This is a genomic window from Candidatus Nitrosocosmicus sp. T, from assembly GCF_054408485.1.
In genome coordinates this window covers 3016026-3030619 of record NZ_CP166992.1, presented here as the reverse complement: position 1 = coordinate 3030619, position 14594 = coordinate 3016026, and the positions used below count along the sequence as shown (strand labels likewise).

Annotated in this window: 11 protein-coding genes; 7 read left to right on the top strand and 4 right to left on the bottom strand. The window is 33.2% G+C overall.

What is annotated here, in order from left to right; all coding sequences use genetic code 11:
* Positions 1-281 precede the first annotated feature (281 nt).
* Positions 282-860 carry a cysteine hydrolase family protein gene (locus AB0A59_RS15695; RefSeq protein WP_458745293.1) on the bottom strand — a complete coding sequence of 193 codons (579 nt, stop codon included), beginning with the start codon at positions 858-860 and terminating at the stop codon, positions 282-284.
* Between the two features lie 400 nt (positions 861-1260).
* Between AB0A59_RS15695 and AB0A59_RS15690 the strand changes: the two genes are divergently transcribed.
* Positions 1261-2712 carry a nicotinate phosphoribosyltransferase gene (locus AB0A59_RS15690; protein WP_458745292.1) on the top strand — a complete coding sequence of 484 codons (1452 nt, stop codon included), beginning with the start codon at positions 1261-1263 and terminating at the stop codon, positions 2710-2712.
* A gap of 288 nt (positions 2713-3000) precedes the next feature.
* Positions 3001-4029, top strand: a complete 1029-nt coding sequence (gap, locus tag AB0A59_RS15685; RefSeq protein WP_458747629.1) for a type I glyceraldehyde-3-phosphate dehydrogenase — start codon at positions 3001-3003, stop codon at positions 4027-4029.
* A 504-nt stretch (positions 4030-4533) separates the two neighbouring features.
* Here gap and AB0A59_RS15680 read toward each other — a convergent pair.
* Both AB0A59_RS15680 and AB0A59_RS15675 read right to left on the bottom strand, forming a co-directional pair.
* The gene (locus AB0A59_RS15680) at positions 4534-5901 is read right to left on the bottom strand and encodes an erythromycin esterase family protein (protein WP_458745290.1); all 1368 of its coding nucleotides are present in this window, start codon (positions 5899-5901) and stop codon (positions 4534-4536) included.
* Between the two features lie 660 nt (positions 5902-6561).
* Positions 6562-7251 carry a phosphoribosyltransferase gene (locus tag AB0A59_RS15675; protein ID WP_458745288.1) on the bottom strand — a complete coding sequence of 230 codons (690 nt, stop codon included), beginning with the start codon at positions 7249-7251 and terminating at the stop codon, positions 6562-6564.
* Between the two features lie 141 nt (positions 7252-7392).
* On the opposite strand from AB0A59_RS15675, the gene AB0A59_RS15670 reads away from it, so the two are divergent.
* Positions 7393-7617 carry a hypothetical protein gene (locus AB0A59_RS15670; protein WP_458745286.1) on the top strand — a complete coding sequence of 75 codons (225 nt, stop codon included), beginning with the start codon at positions 7393-7395 and terminating at the stop codon, positions 7615-7617.
* A 595-nt stretch (positions 7618-8212) separates the two neighbouring features.
* Entirely contained in the window at positions 8213-8899 is a 687-nt protein-coding gene (locus AB0A59_RS15665; RefSeq protein ID WP_458745284.1) for a dienelactone hydrolase family protein, read from the top strand.
* Positions 8900-9294: 395 nt separating this feature from the next.
* On the opposite strand, the gene AB0A59_RS15660 is transcribed toward AB0A59_RS15665, so the two are convergent.
* Positions 9295-10380 (bottom strand): fructose 1,6-bisphosphatase, encoded by a 1086-nt coding sequence (locus AB0A59_RS15660; RefSeq protein WP_458745282.1) that lies wholly within the window; start codon positions 10378-10380, stop codon positions 9295-9297.
* Positions 10381-10873: 493 nt separating this feature from the next.
* On the opposite strand from AB0A59_RS15660, the gene AB0A59_RS15655 reads away from it, so the two are divergent.
* The 3 genes from AB0A59_RS15655 (at position 10874) to AB0A59_RS15645 (ending at position 14455) form a co-directional block, all read left to right on the top strand.
* The gene (locus AB0A59_RS15655; protein ID WP_458745280.1) at positions 10874-11077 is read left to right on the top strand and encodes a hypothetical protein; all 204 of its coding nucleotides are present in this window, start codon (positions 10874-10876) and stop codon (positions 11075-11077) included.
* Between the two features lie 938 nt (positions 11078-12015).
* Complete coding sequence (locus AB0A59_RS15650; RefSeq protein ID WP_458745278.1) at positions 12016-12411, top strand: hypothetical protein; 396 nt, start codon at positions 12016-12018, stop codon at positions 12409-12411.
* A 1177-nt stretch (positions 12412-13588) separates the two neighbouring features.
* Positions 13589-14455 (top strand): glycosyltransferase, encoded by an 867-nt coding sequence (locus AB0A59_RS15645; RefSeq protein WP_458745277.1) that lies wholly within the window; start codon positions 13589-13591, stop codon positions 14453-14455.
* Positions 14456-14594: the final 139 nt, after the last annotated feature.

The window sequence follows — 14594 nt, the reverse complement described above, 5'->3', positions numbered from 1 at the left end:
CACTATTGCGATATTGGATATTATATGTTTTGAGATAATAATGTAATAAGATTAAGTAGAATCATCTAAGAGATTATCGCATTTAGTCACAGATATCCAAATAGATTATGTTTCCTGATTATAGAAAGTATTCTGATTTAGGCTCTTTATAGCATCTACAAGGACTATTACTATCTTAGGTTTCAGAATTGAATCTCTACTCGAAAGGGGGGCTTATATTAGGATTGAAATTACAGTCTTTCCAAAAAATATTTCAGATGATTAACACCTTATACATTTCTCTATTTTAGACCTTGATCATTCTCTTTGAAAAGTTCTATAATCTCTTTTATTTTTTTTATATCTGCACCATACATTCTTTTAATGTATTCTAGTCCTGACATATGTTCCTCTTCTGTGAATGCTTCTACACCATCTTCTGCTACTATAATCTTAAAGCCTCGTGTAAATGCGTCGTATGATGAATGTCTGTCACAGATATTTGTATGCAATCCTGTAATTATTATCGTATCAACACCTTTACCTCCATATAACCCATTTAAAGCTTTATCAAGGCCAGTTCCATCAAATGCACTATAAGTTCTTTTTGGAATAACAAAATCTCTGTCAGTAGGGTTAAGTTCATCAATTATTTTCTGACCTTCTGTTCCTTTCATTGCATGAGGTCCCCACAGGTCAAGTTCGTAGTTATCCATAGGTAGGTGTTCATCTATACAATAAAATATTGGAATGTCACTTTTTCTGGCCTCTGTTAATAATGATTGTATGTTGTGAATAATTTTTGATGCTCTTTCGCACTTTAGTTTACCCTTGACAAAATCATTCTGCATATCTATTACTAAAATTGCATGACGCGACAACTAAATCTACTTGATATAGACATTATTAGATATTTTACCCTTTATATTTTTGCCAATCCTGTCTAATCAATTGTTAAACCTGTGTTCTCCTCCATTTTTATGAAACAAATACGATAGCACCTTATCTATCTTGATTGATCTAATCAAAAAAGAGGGAAACATTGGTTTAAGTAAATTTATTATGTGTATTTTCTTACACGGTATACTCCAAAATCACAATATCGGTTACGTCTTTTAGCAATGGTGTCGCGATTTACGATATATATGATGGAAACGCAAAGCCATCCAAGTTAGAGAGCTAATAGAAGATTTCTTTTACAAAGTTCCTAATGATTAATCTATACAAAATGCGATAGTGTGATGTGAGGATTTATTATGTACTTTATTAAAATAAACTGAATTGAAATATATTAATGGTAGTAGTACCGAATGTAATGCAGCTCTTTTAACGGACTTTTATGAAATAACTATGGCTGCTGGGTATTATTTCAGTCAATATCACAAAGATTGGAAAACAATAGGTATCTTCGAATTATTCGTGAGGAAACTCCCTAAAAACAGGTCATATCTGGTAATAGCAGGATTGCAACAAGCAGTAGAATATATTTTGAATTTTAAGTTCAACAAAGATGAAATAGAATATTTAAGGTCGCTAGACGTCTTTAAAGGAATAAGTCAAGATTTCTATGATTTTCTGCTTAAAATGAAGTTTACAGGTGACCTTTGGGCTGTGCCAGAAGGAACTGTACTATTTGCTAACGAACCAATACTTAGAATCGAGGCTCCTATCATAGAAGCTCAGTTATTAGAAACTTATATTTTATCGACAATCAATTTTCAAACTCTGATCGCTACAAAAGCTTCTAGAATTTGTAATATTGCTAATAACAAACCAATAATTGAATTTGGTTCTAGAAGAGCACACGGACCACAAGCTGCACTTTTAGCAGCCAGAGCAGCTTATGTGGGAGGATGCGCAGGTACATCTAATACTTTGGCCGGCATGCAATTTGGTATCCCTGTTTATGGAACTATGGCACACTCATTTATTATGAGTTTTGATAGTGAAATAATTGCGTTTAAAGAGTTCTGCAAATTATTTCCTGATAGTTTTCTTCTAGTTGATACTTACGATACATTAGACGCCATAAAAATGATAATCAATGAAGGAATATTACCAAAAGGAGTCAGGCTGGACAGCGGAGACTTGTTGTATTTAAGTAAAAAAGTAAGAGAAATCCTGGATGAGGCTGGGGACATTGGTTATCATAGTACAAAAATAATGGTAAGTGGTGATCTGAATGAAAATATTATAAAGGAATTACTCAAAAATAAGGCTCCAATAGATAGTTTCGCTGTTGGTACAGAGCTTTGTACTTCACGAGATAATCCGGTAATAAATGGTGTTTATAAAATGGTAGCTACAATAGTACAAAAAGAGGACAAATCACATATCAGTAACGAAGTAATTAGACTTGCCAGTGACATTGAGAAAACTGAAGGAAAAGCAAGTAAACAAAAATCAATCATCTATAAAGTAAAAACAAGTCCTGGCAAACATACATACCCGGGCCCTAAACAAATACACCGAATACTTGATGACCGGAAGATATTAGTCCAGGACATAATTTCACTTGCAGATGAGCACGTCGAAGGTTCTCTCCCTCTTTTAGAAAAGATTATTGAAAATGGTTTTATTGTAAAGTCTTTGCCTTCATTGGATGCAACACAACTATATCATTCCCAACAAGTTCAAATGATTCCGTTTCTAACAGATATAGATCAAGTTCAGAGTTTTCCTATAGGTTACAGTAAAAAATTGGTAAAACTGGCTGATGAGTTAGGAGTATAAAGTTATAGATAGTCAATAACAATTGTGTCTAGTCCTAATTGTAACCATATCTTCTATCCATTCTAGATGGTATTTACCCGTTCATAATTTTCTTTTATATCTTTTGCGTCTGCTGGCGAGATAAGAGAAACAATTTGGACAGCTTTCTAAGAAAGTTGAGGAGAAAATTTTTTTATGTGTTAAAGTGAAGACTCGTTTTCAGTAATTTTTCTTCATGGATCGTATAAAGAGAAATTGCATTCATCGCTTACTTAGAATAATACTTAAAATAGATTATCTCTGGTATAAATTATGAAAAATATTGCCATAAATGGTTTTGGACGAATAGGTAGGACTTTTTTAAGAGCAGCATTGAAGGATAATAAATTTATTAGTATAATTAATGTTACTGCAATAAATGATCTTGGGGATATAAATACTCTTGCGCACCTTTTCAAATACGATTCAGTGTATGGAAAATTTGATGGCACTGTAATTGTGGATACTAATAATAATTACCTGGTAATAAATAATCACAAAATCAAAATATTTTCAGAAAAAGATCCGCAGCTACTTCCTTGGGGTCCGCTTCAAATTGATGTTGTTTTGGAATCTACCGGGAAATTTAAGGATCGGGATGGAGCCAGCAAGCACCTCAAGGCAGGAGCAAAAAAAGTCGTAATTTCAGCTCCCGCGAAAAACCCTGATGCAACGATGATCTTAGGAATAAATGAAAAAGTGTATGATGCCAATAATCACAATATAATATCAATGGCATCTTGTACTACCAATGCCCTTGCCCCAGTCGCCAAAATAATTAATGATAAATATGGAATAGTGAAAGGGTTTATGACTACAGTTCACGCTTTTACCAATGATCAGAATCTTCTGGATTTACACCACAAGGATCTAAGGAGGGCAAGATCTGCGGTAGAATCCATCATCCCTACTACAACTGGAGCTGCAAAATCCATAGGAGAAGTGATTCCTGAACTAAAAGGAAAGTTAGACGGTATGGCTTTAAGAGTACCTGTAAGCGATGGCTCCATAATAGATTTGGTAGTAACTTTGGAAAAAGAAGTCACTAATGATGATATCAACAACACACTAAAGCAGGCGGCAGAAGGAGATTTTAAGGATATATTATCGTATACGGAAGATCCAATAGTTTCCTCTGACATAATAGGAGACCCCCATTCTTCCATAGTTGATGGCCTCAGCACAATGGTTTTAGGAAAGAAAAGCAACACTATCAAAGTACTGTCCTGGTATGACAATGAATGGGGCTTTGCATGTCGAATGGTCGAATTGATAAAATTTATTGTCAAAAAAATGTAAGTATGGCTATTGATTCTATATAAAGGAACACCATGATTACTATACATCTAAAATACAGATTTCAACATTGATACACCAACGAAAATTGTCAGTATGATGGCAAAATCAACATCGCCTGTGAATTTAATTAGCCACACAACTAAAATTATATTTTTTTCGATTTGGCTGAAAATCTTCTTTAATCCATGGAGAAGTTAACTTAAGAGGATTGCAAATTTCATTTCTAACGAATTATGCCTATCTCTCGTTTTGAGGTACAATTTGCAAGTCTGGATATTCAATAACTGTTAAACTTTTCACGATATTTTACTCCTAAATAAAGATTTTAGTACTTGTAAATCGCATTATTTAAGCAGAGTGATTAGTCTATATATTTTGAGGATGCCTAGAACGATTAAGGACAGACGAAATGTGAATGACGAGATTGTTACTATGCATCTATTACAAGTGTTTGAATCCATGTCGTGGAGATCTATCTGCAATCGACTTGGTGGATATTCTCTTTTATTCTCCTCTTGGAAAGGTATCTGGAAGATCCTTATCCTCTACCTGCTTAAGGTGTAATGGGTATAGAGCATTAGTATTATCAATAAATAATAACGCATCATATCTCAAAGATAATATGGTTGGAACATAATTTCCATATCTTTCATATTGAGGATTGTAAACTACTCCTATGGCCCTTTGACCTCGAGTTTCATAATTTTCATCATAAATAAGATTATCATCTGTCTTTTTTAAGACACTATTAATATAAGAATTTCTATCAAAAACAATTGTTCTATCTCTTTTTTTACTATTCAATTCTACACTAAGATTATGTAAAACGCAATCCCAACTTCCTTCCCTTGCTTGAGGAACATTCATTATTTCCATTCTCGCTCCCCATTCTCTGGCTGCAATTACCGTTCCCTCATAGGTACTAAACCCAATCAAAACAGTATTTTGTATTCCCTTTTTTTCTCTAACAAGTTGACCAATATTTATCATCCCAGAAGGTGACATGTCAGTAAACCTTGCATCTCCGATATGTGTATTATGAGCCCAAACTATCGCTTTGGGTTTCTTTTTACTGCTTCCATTAGCTTGATAATTTACTAATCTTTCTAAAGTATCCATCATATGAGTATCTCTTAAATTCCAGGAGTTTACATCTCCTCTAATCATTGTTCTATAATAATTTTCGGCATCTTTTACAGTTAGTGCATTTTGTTCTGCATTGAAGTAATCATCTCTGTTTTCATGATTCTTACTATATAAAGTCTGTTTGTTTCTTAATGCTACTAACATATCAATAACTTCCTTTTCACAATTCTTTGGAACAAATGCTGTTGCTCGAGCATATGCTTCTACTTCTTTATTATAAGGTTCAAAGCAATTATACGCTTTTATGGCATCCTGTAATAGTAAAGGGTCTACTCTCTTAAGGTACTGAATTATTTCTTCCATCGATTCCCATAAACTATAAAGGTCCAATCCGTAGAACCCAGCCTTTTGATCTTCATTGTGGATCCCTTTATTATGCCCCTTTAACCATTCGACTAACTCTACCATTTCTGTATTTGCCCACATCCATGTGGGCCATCTATTAAAAGAGCGAAGCAGTTCTTTTGCAGTTTTATAGGCATCAGACATACCTTTTACATACTTATTTACTTTATAACAGTCTGGCCAATCACCTTCCACTGCAATAAATAAAAATCCTTTTTCTTTAATCAATCGTTTGGATATTTCACTACGCCATTGATAAAATTCAGAGGTACCATGAGAGGCTTCTCCCAATAAAACATACTCTGCTTCACCAATTCTACTCAATAAGAAATCTATATCTTTTGGTTTCTCTAATGAATCATAACTAAATTGTATGCTCATCCATTATCCCTAATGTTGTATTAGGAATTAACAAACTTATAAGGAAAAGTGAGAGAACTATTATGAAACTACCTTAAGACTCGTGTAATTGGTACAAGTATTAACAAAATCAAACGAGATCTTGTATCCTTATTTTCACATTCAGTTTCATGCTCAAAGGTAATAGCGAAGCATTACTAGTCAATTTTTCTTAAATCACTCGAGAATAAACTAATAGGTCTGGATATTTTGTCATCGCTATTACAAGTAGTCAATTTAGTAATACCTTTTCTGAAGGTAAAGATAAATTAACATTTATGTAAAATATCATAGTATTCTATTTTTCAGGATCATAGGGACAAATCTGAGGACAACTATTGTCGATATCTCGTTCTTTACCCATATGATTCAAGATGATGCTTTTTTAAATATGCTTTTTAGTAAAAGTTATTCAGTGTCCTAAACAATGACTTGCCTTTTGTCTTTTGACAATAAAAATTAGTATTATTAAAGATTTCAAATCTAAATCATCAAGTGAATTATGATAATAGATATTTAGAATGATTGATATTTTGCAATGGGTATAAAATTTAGCAAAGCAACTTTGCCATTCACTTTATTGACAAATGCATCTTATTCTCGAATTCTTCTTTAGATTTCTCAATAATAGACAATGTGAAATCATACATCAAAAAGGTACTTTCTCATTATCTCTTTTACTTCTTCGTCATCTACCTGATCAAATCTTTGATAGAATTGACCGACAGCTGAAAATTCTTCAGGAGTATACAAGATAATCATCTTATCTGCAATTCTGCTTAAAACATTAACAGTATCAGACGTAGCGGGTGCCACCGGAACTGCTATAATTAATTTCTTATAAGCATAGTTTTTTTTTAACCAATGGGCTGATGCAATAATGGTGGCTCCTGTTGCTATTCCGTCGTCTACTAAGATCACAATTTTGTCATTTAATTTATCAGCATAAGAAGTAGTCCCCCTGAATTCAATCAGTCGTCTGGAAATTTCCTTCTTTTGAAACTCTATTTCCTGTTCCAAATATTTTTGAGAAATTGGAGCAATTTTTAAGATCCGTTCGTTCATAAAAATTGTTCCATCTGGCATTACGGCTCCTGTTGCCAATTCTTTATTTAATTCGTGCCTAATTTTTCTTGAAACTATTATGTCAAGCTCGCAATCAAAATAGGATGCAATTACATTTGCAAGAATAATACCTCCTCGTGGTATTGCTAAAACTATTAGCTCTTTATTTGAAAAAGTAATATTCTTTTGTTCGTATTTTAGGTAACTTTCAATTTTTTTGGCGAGCATCTGTGCCGCGTCTATTCGATCTTCAAATAGTGTATTCACAACTTTATTATGCAGTTACAAATAATTAAGTTGAACTTTTGAACCGAGACAAAGTTATAACCTCAAAGCGAGTGCAAATTTAATGGGCTTTGTAATTAAATCAACTAAACTATAAGAACAATATGGTATATAGAGTATATAATGTCCGATACAACAGATACAGGTTTAACCAACCGCGCTTATGATATACTAAGAACGCTAGGGAAGGATGCCGATTTCTTATATGATGTCATAGGTAAGTATATTCAGGATGCTGAGAAAGATGGTAGACAAGATTTAGTTGACATGTGGAAAACAATAAAACAGGACCGAGAAAGACATATTCACCTGCTAAAGGATGCACTGGAAAAGGAATTCCATCAGTAATTTTTTAGGTTAACATTCTAGTCTAACTTAAAAATAGTATGTTCGTATACTGATTGTTAATTTTAAATTATTTTGGAGATCCATAGATATTCAATCATAACCTTATTGTTTATTTTGTTCAAGTCTTCAAATAAATTTAAACAGCGATAAGATTAAAAGATTTGAAATCGGAAAACAGTTTGCAAATTTTGTTCCTATTATAAATTCAGATGAACATCTTTCTAGGAAGAATTACAATTTGAATTTGCTATTAGTTGTAAAATCAAATCTATCACAGCCAGTGCTTTGAATGTTATTAAAATGAATGTTCCTAAACATTCTTTTGCCGAGTTTGAAATAGAAAAATTATTCGTAGCCGCAATACCCTTCTTTATCAACCACTCAAATTTTCTTGAACTAACTTACCAAGATGTGAAAAAATGAGATCTGCCACCAGTCAATAATTCCATAACCGATGTTGTGACAAAATCCTGAACATGGAGTATGTGAACCAATGGGAAATCTCACTGAATCGCCTTATCCTAAGCAGAGTTCGATAAGCAAAGTATCATTGGTAACATTAAATAAATAAATTTTACCACTTCTAAGGATGCATATGAATAGTATTTACAATATTGATAATGATGAATATACGATACGAATTCCTATAAGCAATGAGTTTATCGAAGGAAACCTCAATAGTATTAGCAAATCAGATAAAATAGTTATTTTTGCCCATGGTAGCGGTAGCGGACGCCATAGCCCGAGAAACAAATACGTATCTAGGGTTTTGAATAAATATGGCATTTCAACACTACTTGTAGATTTATTAACTGAGAATGAAGAGCTTGTAGACGACATTACTGCAGAGTATCGATTCAATATTCCTCTTTTAGCTGATAGATTAGTATTAGTAACTGAATATGTTCTAAATTTTTATAAACAAAAAGGTAAAGTAGAAGGTATTGGATATTTTGGAGCAAGTACGGGAGCCGCCGCTGCTTTGATTGCTGCAGAGAAAATGAAGAATATGGTAAAAGCTGTTGTGTCAAGAGGAGGGAGAGTAGATTTAGCTTCTCAATATACATCTATAGAAAACATTGTCTGCCCCATTTTATTTATTGTAGGAGGGAATGACTTGCCCGTTATTGATTGGAACAAAAAAGTCATAAATGATCAAATTCCAAATGTCAAGGAGAAACAGATCATAATAATTCCAGGAGCATCACATCTCTTTGAAGAAAAAGGAAAATTAGAAGAAGTGGCTAGATATGCCGCAGATTGGTTTAAGAAATATCTTTAATAGCATAATATCATTATAGTCATTGTAAATCTTGCCATACTGATTTTTTGATAGTTGTTGAAAGCTTGCAACGAATATTTATTTCACAACAGGAAAATGATTCTCTCCTTGGAAGTGTTTTGTTCAGCACTAAAATTCCAAAAATTTTAAAAATGTTTATAACTATTTCATCCCATTGTAATAGACTCCAATATTAATGCTATTTCCTTGTCCTGCTATTTTATACAACGTGTTAGCGAATTAAAGGAACTAGATTGATAAGAAATATCAAAAACATACATGTCGTTTAGTTATTTTGTCAGTTCGTGTCCCATTATTGTAATAAAGGAAAGAATTCAAAATAATTATAGAATATAAAGAACAATCAGATTTTAGGATTTTATTGCTAAATAGGATTATTTGAACTTTTCATTAAGCTTTGCCATTCTTGCCTCATAGCCTTTGTTATATTCAAGTTCCTCTGGAACAAGAGTTGCTGGATGCACAAAACCTTGAACTCTCATCATCTGTGCCCTTTCAGATGCTAACATCCTCTGATAGTCCCAATCCACCGTTCCGAAGCCGTCATGTGGACCTACTAATTTTCCGTTATGCATACTAAATACAAGACAAGAAACAATAGGTATAGCATAATTGATACTGGCGGCCGAATTTAATTTTACAGGCATTAAAGGCATATGGTGACTTCCTCTCGTATTTCCTGCGACTATATGAGGATTATTAAAAGTACTCCCCGCCTCCTCAGTTGCTGGAAAATTCTTTTGTGTTCTTACAATAGCAATTGGATCATCTTTCCCAACGTACGTTCCTGCAATATTATGCAATCGATCTGTAGAACAAGATACTATTTGTTCACCATTATGAGATAAAATTGAATGGACTACATATCTGCCTGGGTACATGAGGGCCGCTTCAACCTCTGCTTTATCATTCCATAGCTTTAGATCAGCAATCTTTCCTGTCATTACATCCATGATTTTTATAAGTACTCCTTTAGCTAGTTCTTCATTGATTATCAGCCCCGTATTGCTTCTTGCGTCGACAAACATTCTCCAAAGAGGAAAGTTAAATGCGCCCGGTTCAGTTTTATCTGCTGCAAAAATACAAAAGACTTCACTTGGTCTCTCTTCTAATTCTATTTCTGCTACTCCAGGTCCCATTCCCTTAACATTACCTGAAAAAGCATCCTTGAGAAGATCTTGCCCTGCTCCATACAGCCCTTGTTCTTTTGCGACCTTCGTTCCTTCAGTAAATGAATCCCAAGCAATTCTGTGTATGTCTTTGCTACTTATTCCATGTCTATGAGTCATAATAATGTGGATATCGTCTCCCGTATACCCGATATAATGATCTATTAACAGATTTTTCGATTCGACCTCTACAAGATCTTTTACCTTTTGAATTATCTCATCGCTGGGACGCGTATGCCCTCCTATAGATCCTATATCTGCCTTGATTGCAGAAATTGTTATTTTTGCCATAAACAAATAATAAAGCCGACAATGGTATTTTTATTTGTCGAATCTCATATATATGGCCAAATTTGATTATTTTCAATCTAAAATTAGTTGGGCAAACATATGTTAGAATAAAAGAATGAAGAAAATTTTGTTTGTTTAGGATCCTATCTATCTTTATCACATTCGCTGAAATTTATAAATCGTAATAGCAATATCTTATTCCTATGGTTTTTTACCAGCAAATTCTTGCAGATCTAGTCAGTTCCCGAATTAACGATATTAATATTAATATAGAAAAATGAAATTACTGTGCTAAAAATGTAGAATGATAACAGTAACTTATTCTAAAAAAATGGAAACCTATGAAATCCATAGGAATTTACTATTGAACTAAACGATTAGAATGTGAAAGCCTTAAATTGATTGTCGGTATTCATTGAAGTTACTAAAGAAAATGTGACCGTAGTAGAAATTGGAACAAGAATAATTTAAAGCAATTAACGAATCGCCAATCATGGATAACGATTATAATGTAATGGGTATGGTCAGTATCATCGATACACTCCATGCAATTAAAGAAAATAAAAGTGTTGATGTGTTAAAAAGACCGGATATAATGACAAGAAACCCTTTAGTTGTATGTCAACAAGTCTACATAGTAGCGATAATTGAAATAATAACCAATGAGGGATTTGAAATGATTTCGGAAGACGACTAAAAAATTATAATAGGATTATTGGAACAGTATCTATAAAGGATATAATCGGAAAAAAGGTTTAAGCAAAGAATTTTGACTATTGATATTGAAAAGGACTATGATCAAAGCATTTAGTCAATGATTTAAGTTATTGTGTTATAGCATAAAGTTTTCTTTCAAGTTAAAAACTCCAATATTAATGGATACAATTCGATTCTATCGTATGGTGTATATAAATAAACCTATGGCTTATAATTCTTCATAAATGCTATGATAATTATCTATATTTAAGACATCCAGATTATAGATAATACTTCTATTATATTGGTCCTCTTCTTCAATAAATGTAATAAAAAATTTACATACGGCAAATTAAAATGATGTCGTCATTTACAAAGATGGGTGGGATGCAAGAAAATTTACTATTATGTTATTTGCGTACTACAGAATTCTTCGATTGTATTTTTCTCCTAGGAGGAATGGATCTGATCTGATCATTATGATTTAAGAATCTATTAACGATTGGGTACATCTACTACCATCTGTAAATATTCCTCTTTTCTCACAAATTTTTTAGCAACATGCATGTTACTTTCTTTAGATCTAGAAGTACGAGAATTTGACTCTTTTCATGGTCAATTGTAACCCGACGCCAAATCTACTCTGCTCTTACCTTTAAGATAATCTTAACTGCGATATTCTCTATTACTTTTCATCCAGTTGACTACAACTTTTGAATGCAGTTCCGGATGGAAACATAATTTCGAGTATGGAATCGAAATAATCTTTCAGATGGCTTATTGAGATCTAAATAGTATATCTACAATCCAGAGCCAATTGTAGTACGAGGTGTTCTACTTGCGGTAATTAAAAAGGCGACATATATCTGCAATATATAAAGTGATGTCATAATATGGACAATAAGTTTTTAAGTAAAAATAAGATAAACATGGAGGTCAATGGCCGAGAATTTCGAAAAGTCTACATCTAATTCCAATGATTATAAATATAACGAATCAATCAAGAACGCTTTTCTTTTTAAAAAAGAAGAGGTTTCCAGGTTAATGGAAGAACAATTAGCCGAAAAGACTTTTAGCAAGGAAATAATCACAGAAGCTTGGGCTAAATTAGATACCGTATACGATAGTTTTGTATTAAGTTATAATAATAATGATATTCCTATTTATGAAAAGAACATAGTAAAAGTCATATTAGATTCCTATCTGATGGAATTAAAGGAAATTAGAGGAAAACTCCATTCAGTTATTCCATTTAACGGATTGCAGATCAGCAAATTACAGGAAGAGATAACCAGGATAGAAATAATCCTTGAATGGAACAAAAACAAATTTTGAGTATTTTTGAGACACTGTAAAAATTCTTGTAAATTATATCCTTCATCATTATGTGAACTAAAGGTGCTTGTTTGGTTACTAATCAACAACGCTTTTGGCTAACTATTTGGGTTTATAGATAATAGGAACGATACTTTGCTCGTGGAAAATACCAATTATGAAAGAAACAAATATTATGATTTGTTGATAAGGCTTACAAGGAATCTAATTATCGTACGATAATGATCATACTCAAAGATGAATGCTCTGCTTTTCTGAAGTAAGAAATCAAACTATGATCACTAAACCAATGCAAGATACAGAATACACTGAAACAGCAAGTTACTTGTTGATTCTGTTCTTCTCTACGAAGATGTAAAGTGCTCCATCGTGGCAAAAATATCTGGAGGGACCTCATTTTTGAACGGGTCCATCAAAAATGTGATTACCTTATAAAGATAATTTACTGAGTATTAGATAACGTTTACGATTCACAAATTAAATAACGTGGCGCAGACGACAGCCAAAATATTATTCAAAGATTCAATTAATATTTCTCCAAACAGGATTTTCCGAACTCAACCTGTTAGGAGTAAGATGGTTATGGATGCACGGGCGGGCTAATTAATCCTACATTTGTAAATGAACAGGGACTAGTTATTGCCTTGTATGATAAGATCGCAGGAATACAACCAAAAACGCAAGTCTAGGAAAGCAAAACTTCTTTACAGTTAGAAGTTGTGTATCGGTTTACAAGACTGTTAACTTAACGGCGCAATTCCTAGTAATAATCAACATTCAGATTCCAGCTAGTTTATTATATGTTATAATTTATTATGCTTTAACTTACAAGGGAAATATTCACCGAATCATTCAATTCTGTCTTGATATGCTATGTTGTTCTTTCTATGAGGCTTTTCTTCAAGGAGGAATGGATATGGTGATCGATGACCATGATTTATGTACTTGAGTATGCCATGTACCTCACTCAGTAGAGACAGGCTGCTACCATGAACCTTTTCTAGACCTGCAGAAAACTCTTTGCGTCATACAACTTTCTCTCTATAGATATATTTGGTGTCGGATTTTTCTCTATTTTCAGGATCTTGTAGTAAATAGCCATGTATATGCAAAATAAACCTCTAATATTATCTTCGGTACAGAAACTTATAACAAGTAGATATACTTATCCAAGAATATGTTAAAAACTGAGGAAAAATCAAAACAAGATATTGAAGTTAAAGTTATGTTGAAAAATCCTAAATTAGTAATAATTTTTTGTGCAAAGAACTCAGAGACTACAATTGCAAATTCAATATCAAAAGTCAGACAAAGCAATTATGATCCAGATGTTATAGTTGTTGACGGTTTTTCTACGGATAATACTATCAAAATTGCAGAAAAGTTAGAAAGAACGACGGTGATAAAGCAGCCATTGAAAAAATATCCAGGCAAGGGAATCGCTATGAGGGCGGGTTTAGAGGAAGCATTGTTTGGTAAATATTCTAACAAAAGTAAGAGCAATGTAAATTATTCTGCAACTACTATTGAAAATCACAACAGATATGATTTAGCCCTTTTTCTTGATTCGGATATAAAGAATCTTTCAACAGATTGGGTCGATCTGCTGGTTGCTCCGGTTATTAAAGAAGGATATGATATGACGAGAGGATATTACGATAGACATCCCCGAGACGGAGCTGTGACTAAACTAATTGCAAGACCAATGCTTGAAGTTTTTTTTCCTGAGGCACCACAATTTCAACAACCTTTAAGCGGAGAAGTATGTGCAGCAATGAAAGTCTGGTCTACGCTGATAGAACATAATAATTCAGGTCAAACTCCTGACGGCTGGGGTATCGATGTCTGGTTGCTAATTGAAACTTTAATGAATGGATTTAAGATAAAAGAAGTATTTATGGGATATAAAGATCATACGTCCCTTGATGCATATCGAGATGAGGTTGGGAACCTGCGTAGAATGGCCGAGCAGGTTTCCTTCACTGTGCTGAATGAGGCTGTAAAGTATAATAGATTTGATAACTATAGAAACGTTGGGCTCTAGAAATTACCATAATTATCGTGTGTTATAGTTGGGAGATCGATTTTATTATTGCAGAGGAGGAATTAAACACACTTAGAAAACTGGAACTGTTAGATAGTATAACCGGATTGGAATTAGTATTATGCTGATGGTTTTCTAA

Coding starts and splice junctions, on each gene's coding strand:
- AB0A59_RS15680 (WP_458745290.1), bottom strand. CDS start 5,901: ATGAGCATACAATTTAGTTATGATTCATTAGAGAAACCAAAAGATATA.
- AB0A59_RS15670 (WP_458745286.1), top strand. CDS start 7,393: ATGTCCGATACAACAGATACAGGTTTAACCAACCGCGCTTATGATATA.
- AB0A59_RS15665 (WP_458745284.1), top strand. CDS start 8,213: ATGAATAGTATTTACAATATTGATAATGATGAATATACGATACGAATT.
- AB0A59_RS15660 (WP_458745282.1), bottom strand. CDS start 10,380: ATGGCAAAAATAACAATTTCTGCAATCAAGGCAGATATAGGATCTATA.
- AB0A59_RS15655 (WP_458745280.1), top strand. CDS start 10,874: ATGGATAACGATTATAATGTAATGGGTATGGTCAGTATCATCGATACA.
- AB0A59_RS15650 (WP_458745278.1), top strand. CDS start 12,016: ATGGCCGAGAATTTCGAAAAGTCTACATCTAATTCCAATGATTATAAA.
- AB0A59_RS15645 (WP_458745277.1), top strand. CDS start 13,589: ATGTTAAAAACTGAGGAAAAATCAAAACAAGATATTGAAGTTAAAGTT.